The sequence below is a fragment of the Mycobacterium sp. 852002-51971_SCH5477799-a genome (genome assembly GCF_001667145.1).
Classification (GTDB): Bacteria; Actinomycetota; Actinomycetes; order Mycobacteriales; family Mycobacteriaceae; genus Mycobacterium.
Genome location: NZ_LZIF01000106.1, coordinates 39,751 through 53,239, shown reverse-complemented (window position 1 = coordinate 53,239; position 13,489 = coordinate 39,751). Strand labels below are relative to the sequence as shown.

The window sequence follows — 13,489 nt, the reverse complement described above, 5'->3', positions numbered from 1 at the left end:
CTTGGCTCAGTGCGGGGCGGATACTGGGAATCGTGACGCAGCCCCGAGCCTCGGTAGAGCGGGTCGTTATGTGCCGTGCCGACGGCAACCCCATCAATGTTTTGGTCGTTGACGACGAATCCGTGCTGGCCGACATGGTGTCAATGGCACTGCGCTACGAGGGCTGGAACATCTCCACCGCCGGTGACGGCGCATCGGCAATCGCTACCGCCCGCTCCCAGCGGCCCGACGTGGTGGTTCTTGACGTGATGCTGCCCGACATGAGCGGCCTCGACGTCTTGCGCAAACTGCGCGAGGAGAACCCGCAGTTGCCGGTCCTGCTGCTGACCGCGAAGGATGCCGTTGAAGACCGCATCGCCGGCCTGACAGCCGGTGGCGACGACTATGTCACCAAACCGTTCAGCATCGAAGAGGTTGTGCTGCGCCTGCGCGCGCTGTTGCGCCGCACCGGGGTGACGACGGTGGACAGCGGCGCACAACTGGTGGTCGGCGACTTGGTGCTCGACGAGGACAGCCACGAGGTCACCCGCGCGGGTGAGCCAATCTCATTGACATCCACCGAGTTTGAACTGCTGAGATTCATGATGCGCAACTCCAAACGGGTGTTGAGCAAGGCCCAAATCCTGGACCGCGTATGGAGTTATGATTTCGGTGGCCGGTCCAACATCGTCGAGCTCTACATTTCCTACCTGCGCAAGAAGATCGACAACGGGCGAGAACCGATGATCCACACGCTGCGCGGCGCGGGCTATGTCCTCAAGCCGGCCCGCTGATACACGAAGGGTCTGGTCCCTGCGCCTTCGGCTGCTGGTCGGTCAGATCGTCGTGTTGGCAATCGTTTGCGTCGGCATCACCGGCGCTACCGAACTGGCGCTGCTTCACCACCTGGTGGCCCAGCTCGACGGTCAGCTCGCCGGCACCTCCTTTCGCTCGGCGCTCATGTATCCCGAGCCGCCGCATTCGGGCTGGCGGCATCAGCACGTCTATCCGCGGCCGGGCCCCGGCCCGCGATTCCTGGACGCCCCGGGCCAGCCGGCGGGCATGGTGGCGGCGGTGGTCAGCCACGGGAACACCGTGGATGCCGGTTACACGACGAGCAGCGGTGACCGGGCCGAGCTAACCCCGACCGCCCAGCAGCAGTTGTCCGGGATCGCAGGCAGCCGCAAGCCGGTGACCCTCAACCTGGACGGGCTGGGCCGTTACCGGGTGGTCGCGGCGCCCAGCCGAAGCGGCGGCGACGTCATCGTCACCGGTCTGTCGATGGCCAACATCGACGCCACGCTGATGCGAATGCTCGTCATCTTCGGGATCGTCACCGTCATCGCGTTGGTCGCAGCGACCACGGCCGGCGTGATCATCATCAGGCGGGCGCTGGCGCCGTTGCGCCGCGTCGCGCAAACCGCGAGCGAGGTGGCCGGCCTGCCGCTGGCGCGCGGCGAGGTCGAACTTCCTATGCGCGTGCGCGAATCCGACGCGAACCCCTCCACCGAGGTGGGGCAACTCGGCACGGCCCTCAACCAGATGCTCGACCACATCGCTGCCGCGCTCTCGGCGCGGCAGGCCAGCGAGACGCGGGTTCGGCAGTTCGTCGCCGACGCGAGTCATGAGCTGCGCACACCGCTGGCGGCGATCCGCGGGTATACCGAACTGACCCAGCGGATGGGCGACGATCGCGAGGCGGTGGCGCAGGCGATGAGTCGGGTGGCCTCCGAGACCGAACGGATGACGCACCTGGTCGAGGATCTGCTGCTGCTGGCCCGGCTGGATTCCGGGCGCCCGCTGGAACGTGCACCGGTGGACCTGTCCAGGTTGGCGGTGGACGCGGTCAGCGACGCTCACGCCGCCGGGCCCGACCATCAATGGGAACTCGACCTGCCCGAAGAACCGGTGGTGGTCACCGGCGACGGGGCACGCCTTCATCAGGTGCTGACGAACCTGCTTGCCAACGCCCGCGTCCACACCGGGGCGGGCACCGTCGTGACGACCCGGTTGAGCACCGAGCCGTCGCACACCGTGCTCCAAGTCATCGACAACGGTCCCGGCATGCCGGCGGCGCTGCAGTCCGAGGTCTTCGAACGCTTCGCCCGCGGCGACTCCTCGCGCTCTCGGAAGGGCGGCAGCACCGGACTGGGCCTGGCGATCGCCTCCGCGGTTGTCAAGGCGCACAACGGAAGTATCGCGGTGCACAGCGCGCCGGGCCGCACTGAGTTCACGGTTCGGTTGCCACCCGATGGATGGCAACCGCCCGCTGACGAGCCCTAAGTCAGGAGCACGTCGCGTCGATTTCGAACGGCTTGTTCACCTGCTGCATCGGGTTCGCCATGTCGACGCCGGTGGCGGTGCCCGTGACCTTGTATGTATTGCCGTCCTTGGTCGCCGAGGCGTTGCCCTGGCCACCTTGCGCGTACTGAAGCGTCACGCCGTTGACGTTGCCGAGCTGGACCGCCTTAACCGCGAGCGGGCTGGCGTCGGCGAGCACGACGCTGATTCCGGTGGTGTTCCCGCCGACCGCGATTGAGATATTGCCGCCGGCCTTGGTGCAAATAGTGGTGCCCTGGACGTTCTGATCCTTGCCGTCGATGATGACCTTCGACGAGTTGTTGCCGCCGGCCGACACGGAGCCGCCCGGCACCGAGGTCGAAACGCCATTTGATTTGTTGCTCGAACAGCCCGATATCCCGGCGACCAGAAATGCCGCTCCAGCTGCCGCGGCAGTCAGTCCACGCTTCACCTGTTCTCCTTTGCCCGAAGTTGCGGTCCTCGGCATCGAGAGCCGCCTGGGCAGTATGCGGGTTAACTGGGCCGTGATCCAGAACCCGAAGAAATTGTTGCCGTGTTCATTAATTGGACGACCAAAAGCCATCGGAACGACTTTGCTGATGGCGCGTTAATGGCAAGGTAAGACTTGTGGACCACAAGTCTCCCAGCGCAGTCATCGAATCGGCGCATCGCGGCCATGTTCTGCCTTTTCACGATGAGACGGATTTCGCCAACGCCGACCGCGGATTCATTGCCGCCCTTTCTCCGTGCGTGATCACAGCGGCCGACGGACGGGTGGTGTGGGACAACGACGCCTACTCGTTCTTGGATGGTCCCGCCCCGACGTCGGTTCACCCCAGCCTCTGGCGCCAGTCGACGCTGGCCGCCAAGCAAGGCCTCTACGAAGTGGTTCCGGGCATCTACCAAGTTCGCGGCTTCGACCTCTCGAACATCACCTTCGTGGAATCCGACAACGGCATCATCGTCATCGATCCTCTGGTGTCCACGGAAGTGGCGGGGGCGGCGCTGGCGCTGTATCGCACACACCGGGGTGGTGAGCGCCCCGTCGTCGCGGTGATCTACACCCACAGCCACGTCGACCATTTCGGCGGCGTGCTGGGCATCACCTCGCAGACCGATGTGGATGCCGGCGCGGTGGCCGTGCTGGCGCCGGAAGGCTTCGTCGAGCATGCGGTCCAGGAGAACGTCTACGCCGGACCGGCAATGACGCGCCGCGCGACCTACATGTACGGCACCCTGCTGCCGCGCGGACCCCTGGATCAGGTGGGCTGCGGGCTTGGCCAGACGCCGTCCACCGGTGAAGTCGCCTTAATCGTGCCCACCATCGACATCCGCACTACCGGTGAAAAACACACGATCGACGGCGTGGAGATCGAGTTCCAGATGGCGCCCGGCACCGAGGCGCCCGCCGAAATGCATTTCTATTTCCCGCGTTTCCGCGCCTTGTGCATGGCCGAGAATGCCACGCACAATCTGCACAACCTGCTGACCCTGCGCGGCGCCCTGGTGCGTGACCCGCACGCCTGGTCCGGATATCTCACCGAAGCCATCGACACGTTTGCCGATCGGGCCGATGTCGTGTTCGCCTCCCATCATTGGCCGACGTGGGGACGGGACAGCATCGTCGAGTTTCTGTCGCTGCAGCGCGACATGTATGCCTACCTGCACGACCAGACGCTACGAATGCTCAATCAGGGCCACACCGGCGTCGAGATAGCCGAAATGTTCCAGATGCCACCGGCTCTCGAGCAGGCCTGGCATACGCACGGCTACTACGGATCGGTGAGCCATAACGTCAAGGCGATCTATCAGCGCTACATGGGTTGGTTCGACGGCAACCCCGCCCGGTTGTGGCCCCATCCTCCCGAGGCCCTGGCGCCCCGGTATGTAGAGGCAATGGGCGGAATCGACCGCGTCGTCGACCTGGCCAGGGTGGCCTTCGACTCCGGCGACTTCCGCTGGGCCGCAACGCTGCTGGACCACGCGATCTTCACCGACAGCGAACATGCCGGTGCCCGCGCACTGTGCGCCGACACTCTCGAGCAGCTGGCCTACGGGGCAGAAAACGCGACCTGGCGCAACTTCTTCCTCAGCGGGGCAAAGGAATTGCACGACGGCAACTTCGGCACCGCAACCACCACAACGTCGCCGTCAATGCTGAATCAGCTGACGCCGGAGCAGATCTTCGACGGCCTGGCGATTCGGGTCAACGGGCCACGCAGCTGGGATCTGGATATCGCCATCGACATCACCTTCGCCGACACCGCACTCAATTATCGGCTCACCCTGCGCAATGGGGTGCTGGTACGCCGCCAGGCGGCACCCGATCCCTCGACCGCGACCGTTGCGATACTGTTGGACAACAAGATTCGTCTGCTCACCGTGACGATGGGGGATTTCAGCGCACCGGGCCTGCAGCTGTCCGGCGATCGGGCCGCGCTGCAGTCGCTGCTGAGTGTGCTCGACGGGCCGGACCCGAATTTCAACATCGTCACGCCGTGACACGGAGTCACGCGACGTCGATTACCACCTTGCCCAGCACCTTGCGGTCGGCCACGTGCCGCAACGCCGCCGCGGTCTGCGACAGCGGGAATCTCGCGCCGATGTACGGCCGCACCGTGCCGTCAGCGAACATCTGTGCCAACTCCGCCATGTCGCGCACGGCCTCGTCGGGCCGGTCGGTCATGAACGTCCGGATTTCCATGCCACGCACGCAGATGTCTTTGAGCAGAACGAGATTGAGCGGAATGGCCGGGATGGAGCCCGCGGCGTAGCCCAGCGTGACGAAGGTGCCGCCACGCGCGAGACCGCGCAGCGCCGGCTCCGAGTACGGTCCGCCCACCGGGTCCAGCACCACGCGGGCGCGGTCCCCGGTGAGTTCACGGATGCGGGTCTTCAGGTCCTCGCGGTCGTAGTCCACGGTTGCTTCGGCCCCGCGGCGCCGGCACAGCTCGAGCTTCTCCGGGCTGGACGCCGCGGCCAGTACCCGAGCGCCCATCGCGACTCCCAGGTCCACCGCGGCCAGCCCCACGCCGCCGGCGGCCCCGAGCACGACCACCCAATCTCCTTGTGCGACAGCGGCGGTCGAGCGCAGCGCGTGATAGGCCGTGCGGTAGGTGACGCCGAAGGCAGCGGCCGACGCGAAGTCGGCGTCGTCGGGAATGAGCTCGGCCTGGCTCGCGTCGAGCAGCGCCTGTTCGGCGAACGCCCCGAATGTGGTTCCGGACACACGCTGCCCGGGACGGAACGGCGCGCCGTCCCCGGCGGCGATGACCTCCCCGGCGATCTCGTTGCCGGGTATGAACGGAGGCGGAATTTTCACCTGGTACTTGCCGGCGATGAACAACACGTCGGGAAAGTTGACCGCGGCGGCGCGGACCCGCACCAGCAGTTGGCCGGGAGCCGCAACGGGGTCGGGCACGTCGTCGATCACCAGGTCCTCGGGTGTGCCATAGGAACGGCAGATTACCGCGCGCATCAACTGACCCCCAATCCCTGTAAGCAGAACCGCACCACGTGGGCGATGTCGTCGGCGCCGGGCTGCTCGGCCGAACCCATGTAGTGACGCATGGTCGCGGCGGTGCAGTTGAACACCGCCTCGACATCGCGTTCGACGTCGGTACTGCCCAGCGCCGCAATGGGTTCGACGAGGAGCTCGCGAAGCGGCCGCATCATCTCCTGGTCGGCCGCGCGCGAACTGGTGCCGGCCGACAGCTGGCCGGCCGCCGCGCGGGTCATGCTGATCAGGTGCGGGTCGGCCACCTGGGCCAGCGTGCCCTCGATCCACCGCATGACCCTGTCGCGCGGACGCGATTCCTTGGCCATCTGGTGCTCGAGATAGGACACCACGATCGCCACCCCGCGCTCCATCACCGCCAGGATCAGGTCGTCCTTGCCGGCGAAATAACGGTAGAACGCCTTGTTGGACGAGCCCGCCTCGGCGACGATGTCGCTGACCCGGGGCGCTTCGGGTGCGACGCGTTCCATGACGCGCACCGCGGCGGCCAGGATGCGTTCCACCTCCTCGGTGGCCCCGCGCTGGCGGTCGTCGAGCGCCCGCTCGACCGCTGCGGTCACCCGGTCAGAGGTCAACGAGCTCACCGTATTTGGTGCGCGCCGCCGCGCGCCGCACATCGAGCATCGCGCTGGGCCAATCGCCTTCTTCGGCCTCGTAACCCTTGAGCAGCATCCGGGCCAGGTTCACCTTGTGCGCCTCGGTGGGCCCGTCTGCCAGGCCCAGTGCGATGCCGCCGAGCAGGACGTTGACCAGTGGCAGCTGATTGGTGAGTCCCAGCGCCCCGTGCACCTGGATCGCCCGCAGGGCAATCGATTTGAGCACTTGCGAAGCAAGGATCTTGCAGGCCGCGATCTCGGCCCGGGCGGCGCGCTCGTCACCCTGGTCGATCAGCCACGCCGCGTGCAGCACGGTCAGCCGGAACGGGATCAGCTCGGTGTAGGAGTCGGCGACGAATTCCTGGACCAGTTGTTTGTCGGCCAGCAGGCTGCCTTGGGTGAAGCGGCTTTTCGCCCGGCGCGACATGATCTCGACGGCGCGCTGCGCCATCCCGATGGAGCGCATCGCGTGGTGCAACCGCCCGCCGGCCAGCCGGGTCTGCAAGATCAGGAAGCCCTGGCCCGGCTCTCCCAGCAACGCGTCGGAGGACACTCGCACGTCGTTGTAGTGCACCAGGGAATGGCCCGGCTCGTGCGGATCGGCGCCGACCAGGTGGTGGTTGGCTTCCACTACCAGTCCCTCGGTGCCGGCGGGGATCAGGAACGTCGACGCGCCGGTATGCACCGGCACGTCGGGGTCGGTGATCGCGACGACGATGAAGAAGGAGGCGACGGAGGCGTTGGAGGAGAAGTACTTTCGCCCGGTGATGACCCAGTCGTCGCCATCGCGCACGGCCCGGGTGGTGAAGACCCGCGGATCGGCGCCGCCTTGCGGCTCGGTCATCGAGAAGCACGAGAAGATCTCCCCGGACAGCAGGCCCGACAGGTAGCGGTCCTTCTGTTCCTGGGTCCCGAAGCGGGCGATGATCTCGGCGTTGCCGGTGTCGGGCGCCTGCGTCCCGAACACGATCGGCGCCCAGGGGCTGCGACCCAGGATCTCGTTGATCAGCGTCAGCTTGACCGCGCCGAAGCCCTGCCCACCCAGCTCCGGGCCCAGATGCGGTGCCCACAAACCCTTGTCGCGCACCTGCTGTTTGAGCGGGTCGACAATGCGGCGTCGCTCGTCGTTCAGCGGCAGAAATTCACACCCGGGAAATAGCACCTCGAGCGGTTCCACCTCGTCGCGAACGAACCCGCGGATCCATTCGAGCTTCTCTTCGAACTCGGGATCGGTAGAAAAGTCCCAGGACATCGTGCAACCTCCTGCGTTAAGGGATCCCGCCGTCGGCCCGCAAAATCGAGCCGGTGGTGAAGCTGGACGCATCAGACGCCAAAAACAGCGCGGCGCCGACGATTTCGCGCGGGTCGCCCGCACGCTCCAAGGAGAGATGCTTGAAGGGATTCTGAAGTGCCGCACCCAGATTCCAGGCCTTGCTCACGTCGGTGAGGAACGGCCCGGCCATCAGGGTGTTGACCCGCACCGCCGGGCCGAACGCCTTCGCCAGCGCCTCGGTCATGGCGTTGAGCCCGGCCTTCGATGCGGCGTAGGGCACGATGTCGGGTGTCGGTCGCAACGATCCGGCCGTACTCACGTTGATGATCGAACCCCGCCCGGCCGCCACCATGCGCTCACCGACCAACGCCGACAACCGGAATGGGCCCTTGAGGTTGAGATTGACCACGGCGTCGAACAGCTTCTCGGTCACGTCGGTGAGCTTGTCGTACAACGGCGACATACCCGCGTTGTTGATCAGCGTATCGACATTGCCAAACCGCTCGTAGGTCGCCTCGACCAAGCCGTCCAACTGATCCCAGCGCCCCACGTGCACCTGATACGGCATGGCCGCACGGCCGGTCTCGGCCTCGATCTCCTTGGCGGTGGACACGCAGTTGTCCAGGTTGCGGCTGGCGATCACCACATCCGCACCGCAGCGCGCCGCGCCGAACGCCATCTCGCGTCCCAGTCCGCGGCTGCCGCCGGTGATCAGAATTACCCGGTCGGTGAGATCGAAAAGCTCTTCGGCATAACCCATTTCAGGACACCTTGCTGGATCGGGCGAGCTCGGCTGCTGTGGCGATGAGCTGCAGGATCATCGGGCCGAACGCGTCGGTGATCTTCGGGTCCACCTTGCCGGTCCTTACCCCGGCCGCGTACGTCTTCTCCAGCACGATGCCCAGCTTCCAGTTGGCCAGCACCAGGTAGTAGTCGATGTTCTCGGTGGACAACCCGCTGACGGATTCGTAGTGCTCCAATAGCTCGCTGCGCGTGGGCATTCCGCGCATGTCGAGATAAAAGCCGTCCTCGCGCGGCTTTTCGCCGTCGTAGCCCAGCAGGCACCACGCCAGGTCGAGCAGCGGATCGCCGACCGTGGTCATCTCCCAGTCCACGATCGCGGCCAGGCGCGCGGGCCCGCCGTGGGCGAACATCACGTTGGCGAACTGATAGTCGCCGTGCATGATGCCCGCCCGGTAGTGCGCCGGGCGGTTGCGGCGCAGCCAGTCGGAGGCAACGTCTAGCCCGGGCAGCTCGCGGACCTTGTAGGCGTCGAGGAACGCCAGCCAGCGATCGACCTGCCGCTCGTGAAATCCGTCGGGCCGGCCGAAGCCTTCGAGTCCTTGTTTGCGCCAATCCACTCGGCCCAGCCTGGCCGCGCCGTCGACCAATTGGAAGGCCAGGCCTTGCCGGGCCTGCAAGTCGGTGTCGAACGGCGATTGCCACCCGCCGTCCATCGGGCTCCAGCCGTCGATCGCCTGCATGACGTAGAACGGCATCCCGAGCAGGTCGCCGGTGTCGTCGGCGGCGATCAGCGCCGCGTGCGGGACATCGGTGCCGGACAGCGCCCGAACCAGGCGAATCTCCCGCAGCAGCCCGTCGATGCGGGCGGCGTCGGCCCGGGCGCCGGGCATCCGCAACACCATGCGCTGGCCGGCGCGCTCGATCAGATAGAGGGTGTTCTGCGAGCCGCCCTTCAGCTGAGTCAACCGCGGCTCTTCGCCACCACCCGGTGCGTCGTTGGCATCCAGCCAGCGGGCGAGGACGCCCGCGTCGAGTCCCGATTCACTCACGTGAGCCTCCGTCCCACCTTGCTGCACACCCCAATCTCCGCATGGAGAATAGCATTCTCCATGGCCGCGAGGCGGCTCAATCGGGCTTGTGCGCGCTCAGCAGGAACCCGGGCGCCATGAAGTGGCCCTCGTCGTCGTGGTCCAGATGCGCCAGCGGATTGTCGGGCGAGCCGGCTGCGTCGTCCGTGCCGTACACCTTCGCCGCGCGAACGTCGTCGACCCGCCACAGCGTCGCGACGGCATCGTGCAGTTCGGTTTCGGTGAAGCCGGGCGGGCCCGGCCGGTTCGAATGGGCGTCGTCGAGTGCCCCGGCGGCGAAGGCCAGGATGTACAGCGAGGCTCCCGGCGCGGCGGCGCGAAAGATGGACCGCACATAGTCCTGGCGCCGGTCGGGCGGCAGCGCATGGAACAGCCCGCTGTCCAGGATGGTGGAGAAGCGGCCGTCCGAACCGGGCGGGTAGCCCCTGAAGCTGGTGACGTCGGCCTGGGCGAACGTCGCCGTGGTGAGCCCTCGCTCGGCGGCCGCGGCGGTGGCAGCCTGAATCGCCGTCGCGCTGGCGTCCAGGCCGACAACGGTGTGGCCGAGCGCGGCGAGCGTCAGCGAGAGCGCGGCGTGGCCACAGCCGGAGTCCAGCACCTCGCCGCGAATCTTGCCTTCATCGATGAGCAGCGCCAGTTCCGGCTGCGGCCGGCCGATGCTCCACGGGGGCGGGATGGCTTGTCGGTATGCGGCGTCCCAATCCCTATCCGGTTCGGTCATCCGTCCTCCTCGGCACTAGAGCGCAATGGGCTCGGTACAGCGATGCCATTGTGCACGCCCCGAACGACGGTCAGCGGGCGATGAGAGACTTCGGACCGGCAAACCTTTCGACAAGACGGGAAGACATATGCAAGTGCTCCTGGTCCGGCACGCGCTGCCGCTGCGCAGCGAACACGGCCAAGGTTCCGACCCGGAACTGTCGGAGGAAGGGTTGGCGCAGATCGAGCGACTCCCGAACGCGCTCGCGAGGTTTCCGATTTCCCGCGTGGTGAGCAGTCCGCAGCGCCGGGCCATCCAGACCGCCGAACCGGTTGCGGCGGATCGCGGGCTGACCGTCGAGGTCGACGACCGCTTCGCCGAGTACGACCGCGACTTGCCGGTGTACATCCCCGTCGAACAGATCCGCGCGGAGATGCCCGAAGAGTGGGCGCGACTGGCTCGGGGGCATCTGCCCAGCGCGGTCGACGAGGACGCTTTTCGTGACCGGGTGCGCGCCGCGGTCGACGACCTCGTCGCCACCGCCGACCCCGACGACACCGTCGCGGTGTTCAGCCACGGCGGGGTCATCAACGTCCTCCTGCACGAGATTCTCGGTACCGCCCGGCTGCTGTCCTTTCCCGTCGACTACGCGTCGGTCACTCGGCTGTTGTTCTCTCGGTCCGGTCAAGCGACGGTCGCCGCGGTCAACACCACCGAGCACGTGTGGGACCTGTTGCCGCGAAACCAGAGGATGCTCGACGACGACGTGAGCCGCGACGCGGGCTGAGCGCAACACCGGCAATCGCAGGTGGTGCACCGAGTCGAGCTCGGCGATGGTAGACAAGTTCGGTGACTTCAGCTGACCAACTCGAGGGGCTCGACCTGGCCTCGCTGGACACCTACCTGCGTTCGCTCGGGATCGGGCGCGACGGTGAGTTGCGCGCGGACTTCATCTCCGGTGGCCGCTCCAATCTGACGTTTCGGGTCTACGACGACAGCACCAGTTGGCTGGTGCGGCGACCGCCGCTGCACGGGTTGACCCCGTCGGCCCACGACATGGCCCGCGAGTACCGCGTCGTTGCGGCACTGCAAGACACACCCGTCCCGGTGGCGCGCACGATCGCGCTCTGCGAGGACGATTCGGTGCTGGGCGCCCCCTTCCAGATCGTCGACTTCGTCGACGGCCAGGTGGTACGCCGCCGCGGTCAACTCGAATCGTTCAGCCACACCGTCATCGGCGGCTGCGTCGACTCGTTGATCCGGGTGCTTGTCGACCTACACCATGTCGATCCCAGCGCCGTCGGCTTGGCCGATTTCGGCAAGCCCAGCGGTTATCTGGAACGTCAGGTGCGGCGGTGGGGTTCGCAATGGTCGCTGGTGCGCTTGCCCGAAGATCGGCGCGATGGCGACGTGGAACGGCTGCATTCCGGTCTGGGCGAGGCTATTCCGCAGCAGAGCCGCACGTCGATCGTGCACGGCGACTACCGGATCGACAACACGATCTTGGATTCCGACGACCCGACGAAGGTTCGCGCCGTCGTCGACTGGGAGCTCTCCACGCTGGGCGATCCGCTGTCGGACGCGGCCCTGATGTGCGTGTACCGCGACCCCGCCCTGGATTTGATCGTCAATGCGCAGGCCGCATGGACATCGCCCTTGCTGCCGACGGCCGACGAACTGGCCGATCGGTATTCGTTGGTGGCCGGGACACCGCTGGCGCATTGGGAGTTCTACATGGCGTTGGCCTACTTCAAACTCGCCATCATCGCGGCGGGCATTGACTTCCGCCGGCGGATGTCGGATCAAGCCCGCGGCGCGGACTCCGACCACGCCCCGGAGGTTGTGGCGCCGCTGATCTCGCGGGGTCTGGCCGAACTGGCCAAGCTACCCGGCTAGCGCGGGACGGCCGCGTGGCTTTTCTTTGCCGCGCGGCGAAGCTGCAAGATCCGTGCGGTGCCGGCCGCAACCGTGATCAGGCCGCCGACCACGGCGGCCAGCAGGATCGCCACACCCAACGGCAGGCTCCAGTGCCAGCCCAAGAACTTGAAGTCTGTCGGCGACGTGTTCTGGGTGATGAAAATTAGCAACAGGATCAGGATTACGAATCCGGCGACCAGCGACGACCACAGCGCGCCGGCGCGGGTGAAGGCGATGGCCGGTTCCTTCGCGGGTGCGCCCGCCTTGGCCGCAGGATCGGGCTTGGGGGGTGGCTGGCCCGGCGAGGCAGGGGTTTGGCTGCTCATAGTGCCATCTTTGCCCCATCCGGAGCAGAATGAAACCGATTCAGCGCAACCGGTCCTCGGCGACCGCCATCCGAGCCGTTCGAGCGTTAGGGTCGGCGGTATGACGGCACTGCCGCGACTGCGGGGCGCGATCACGCGCGCGGCAGCGTCGGTGCTGGCGATGTCCGTCGTTGCAGCGTGCAGCAATTCCGATCCATTGGGAGCGCAGGTTCGCAGTCCAAACTCCATTGTCATTGGCTCCGCCGACTTTCCGGAGTCACAGATCATCGCCGAGATCTACGCACAAGCGTTGCAGGCCAATGGTTTCGAAGTGGGCAAGCGGATGGGCATTGGCAGTCGCGAGACGTATATCCCTGCGCTCAAAGACCATTCCATTGACCTGGTGCCGGAGTACATCGGCAATCTGCTGCGCTATGTCTCCCCGCAGTCCAACGCCACCACATTGGACGCCGTCGAGCGGGAGCTCGACCAGCGCCTGCCCGATGGCCTGTCCATTCTGACCCCCGCCCCGGCCGCCGACACCGACACGGTCACCGTGACCGGGCAGACGGCGAACTCCTGGGATTTGAAGGCGATCGCCGATTTGGCCGCCCACTCGGCCGACGTCCGATTCGGGGCGCCCTCGGCCTTCGCCACCCGACCGGCGGGCCTGCCGGGGCTGCGGCAGAAGTATGGACTCGACATCAGGCCGGGCAACTTCGTCGCCATCGACGACGGCGGCGGTGCGGTCACCGTGCGCGCGTTGGTTGAGGGAAGGGTGAATGCCGCCAACATCTTCACCACATCGCCGGCCATACCGCAGAACCATCTGGTTGTCCTCGACGACCCCGACCACAACTTCGTGGCCGGAAACATTGTGCCACTTCTCAATACGCAGAAGCGGTCCGACCGTCTGAAGGTGGTCCTGGATGCGGTCTCGGCGAAGCTGACCACCTCCGGTGTCGCCGGACTCAACGCCGCGGTGTCGGGGAACTCGGGCATCGACCCTGACGAGGCGGCGCGAAACTGGGTACAGGCCAACGGCTTGCACCACCCGATCGGAGGATGA

The 13,489-nt window shown here is 66.5% G+C and carries 14 protein-coding genes; 6 read left to right on the top strand and 8 right to left on the bottom strand.

Annotation, left to right across the window (positions count from 1 at the left end):
• The first annotated feature begins 68 nt into the window (after positions 1 to 68).
• Complete coding sequence (locus A5753_RS15965) at positions 69 to 773, top strand: response regulator transcription factor (protein ID WP_067129917.1); 705 nt, start codon at positions 69 to 71, stop codon at positions 771 to 773.
• Positions 751 to 2,262 carry a cell wall metabolism sensor histidine kinase WalK gene (locus A5753_RS15960; protein WP_067129914.1) on the top strand — a complete coding sequence of 504 codons (1,512 nt, stop codon included), beginning with the start codon at positions 751 to 753 and terminating at the stop codon, positions 2,260 to 2,262. The genes A5753_RS15965 and A5753_RS15960 overlap by 23 nt, the downstream gene beginning before the upstream one ends.
• A gap of 1 nt (position 2,263) precedes the next feature.
• Here the strand turns inward: A5753_RS15960 and A5753_RS15955 are convergent, their stop codons facing one another.
• On the bottom strand, positions 2,264 to 2,731 hold the full coding sequence (locus A5753_RS15955) for a lipoprotein LpqH (protein ID WP_067129911.1): 468 nt from the start codon (positions 2,729 to 2,731) through the stop codon (positions 2,264 to 2,266).
• A 176-nt stretch (positions 2,732 to 2,907) separates the two neighbouring features.
• Here A5753_RS15955 and A5753_RS15950 point away from each other — a divergent pair, with 176 nt between their 5' ends.
• Positions 2,908 to 4,782 carry an alkyl/aryl-sulfatase gene (locus tag A5753_RS15950; protein WP_067129908.1) on the top strand — a complete coding sequence of 625 codons (1,875 nt, stop codon included), beginning with the start codon at positions 2,908 to 2,910 and terminating at the stop codon, positions 4,780 to 4,782.
• A gap of 7 nt (positions 4,783 to 4,789) precedes the next feature.
• Here A5753_RS15950 and A5753_RS15945 read toward each other — a convergent pair whose 3' ends face one another.
• The 6 genes from A5753_RS15945 to A5753_RS15920 form a co-directional block, all read right to left on the bottom strand.
• Positions 4,790 to 5,758, bottom strand: coding sequence for an NADPH:quinone oxidoreductase family protein (locus A5753_RS15945; protein WP_067129904.1), 969 nt, complete (start codon positions 5,756 to 5,758; stop codon positions 4,790 to 4,792).
• Positions 5,758 to 6,381, bottom strand: coding sequence for a TetR/AcrR family transcriptional regulator (locus A5753_RS15940; protein ID WP_067129901.1), 624 nt, complete (start codon positions 6,379 to 6,381; stop codon positions 5,758 to 5,760). The genes A5753_RS15945 and A5753_RS15940 overlap by 1 nt, the downstream gene beginning before the upstream one ends.
• On the bottom strand, positions 6,362 to 7,645 hold the full coding sequence (locus A5753_RS15935) for an acyl-CoA dehydrogenase family protein (RefSeq protein ID WP_067129898.1): 1,284 nt from the start codon (positions 7,643 to 7,645) through the stop codon (positions 6,362 to 6,364). The genes A5753_RS15940 and A5753_RS15935 overlap by 20 nt, the downstream gene beginning before the upstream one ends.
• A 16-nt stretch (positions 7,646 to 7,661) precedes the next feature.
• Positions 7,662 to 8,426, bottom strand: coding sequence for an SDR family NAD(P)-dependent oxidoreductase (locus A5753_RS15930; RefSeq protein ID WP_067129895.1), 765 nt, complete (start codon positions 8,424 to 8,426; stop codon positions 7,662 to 7,664).
• Position 8,427: 1 nt separating this feature from the next.
• Positions 8,428 to 9,459, bottom strand: coding sequence for a phosphotransferase family protein (locus A5753_RS15925; RefSeq protein WP_067129892.1), 1,032 nt, complete (start codon positions 9,457 to 9,459; stop codon positions 8,428 to 8,430).
• A 76-nt stretch (positions 9,460 to 9,535) separates the two neighbouring features.
• The gene (locus A5753_RS15920) at positions 9,536 to 10,219 is read right to left on the bottom strand and encodes a class I SAM-dependent methyltransferase (RefSeq protein ID WP_067129889.1); all 684 of its coding nucleotides are present in this window, start codon (positions 10,217 to 10,219) and stop codon (positions 9,536 to 9,538) included.
• Between the two features lie 127 nt (positions 10,220 to 10,346).
• Here A5753_RS15920 and A5753_RS15915 point away from each other — a divergent pair, with 127 nt between their 5' ends.
• Together A5753_RS15915 and A5753_RS15910 are read left to right on the top strand one after the other, a co-directional pair.
• A complete protein-coding gene (locus tag A5753_RS15915; RefSeq protein WP_067129886.1) occupies positions 10,347 to 10,985 on the top strand; it encodes a histidine phosphatase family protein in 639 nt (212 codons plus the stop codon).
• 62 nt (positions 10,986 to 11,047) lie between these two features.
• Positions 11,048 to 12,094, top strand: coding sequence for a phosphotransferase family protein (locus tag A5753_RS15910; RefSeq protein ID WP_067129883.1), 1,047 nt, complete (start codon positions 11,048 to 11,050; stop codon positions 12,092 to 12,094).
• On the opposite strand, the gene A5753_RS15905 is transcribed toward A5753_RS15910, so the two are convergent.
• Positions 12,091 to 12,441 carry a lipopolysaccharide assembly LapA domain-containing protein gene (locus A5753_RS15905; RefSeq protein WP_067129880.1) on the bottom strand — a complete coding sequence of 117 codons (351 nt, stop codon included), beginning with the start codon at positions 12,439 to 12,441 and terminating at the stop codon, positions 12,091 to 12,093. The two genes, A5753_RS15910 and A5753_RS15905, sit on opposite strands and share 4 nt — an antisense overlap.
• Before the next feature lie 100 nt (positions 12,442 to 12,541).
• Between A5753_RS15905 and A5753_RS15900 the strand changes: the two genes are divergently transcribed.
• Complete coding sequence (locus A5753_RS15900) at positions 12,542 to 13,489, top strand: ABC transporter substrate-binding protein (RefSeq protein ID WP_067129877.1); 948 nt, start codon at positions 12,542 to 12,544, stop codon at positions 13,487 to 13,489.

Coding starts and splice junctions, on each gene's coding strand:
- A5753_RS15965 (WP_067129917.1), top strand. CDS start 69: ATGTGCCGTGCCGACGGCAACCCCATCAATGTTTTGGTCGTTGACGAC.
- A5753_RS15960 (WP_067129914.1), top strand. CDS start 751: ATGTCCTCAAGCCGGCCCGCTGATACACGAAGGGTCTGGTCCCTGCGC.
- A5753_RS15945 (WP_067129904.1), bottom strand. CDS start 5,758: ATGCGCGCGGTAATCTGCCGTTCCTATGGCACACCCGAGGACCTGGTG.
- A5753_RS15935 (WP_067129898.1), bottom strand. CDS start 7,645: ATGTCCTGGGACTTTTCTACCGATCCCGAGTTCGAAGAGAAGCTCGAA.
- A5753_RS15930 (WP_067129895.1), bottom strand. CDS start 8,426: ATGGGTTATGCCGAAGAGCTTTTCGATCTCACCGACCGGGTAATTCTG.
- A5753_RS15920 (WP_067129889.1), bottom strand. CDS start 10,219: ATGACCGAACCGGATAGGGATTGGGACGCCGCATACCGACAAGCCATC.
- A5753_RS15915 (WP_067129886.1), top strand. CDS start 10,347: ATGCAAGTGCTCCTGGTCCGGCACGCGCTGCCGCTGCGCAGCGAACAC.
- A5753_RS15905 (WP_067129880.1), bottom strand. CDS start 12,441: ATGAGCAGCCAAACCCCTGCCTCGCCGGGCCAGCCACCCCCCAAGCCC.
- A5753_RS15900 (WP_067129877.1), top strand. CDS start 12,542: ATGACGGCACTGCCGCGACTGCGGGGCGCGATCACGCGCGCGGCAGCG.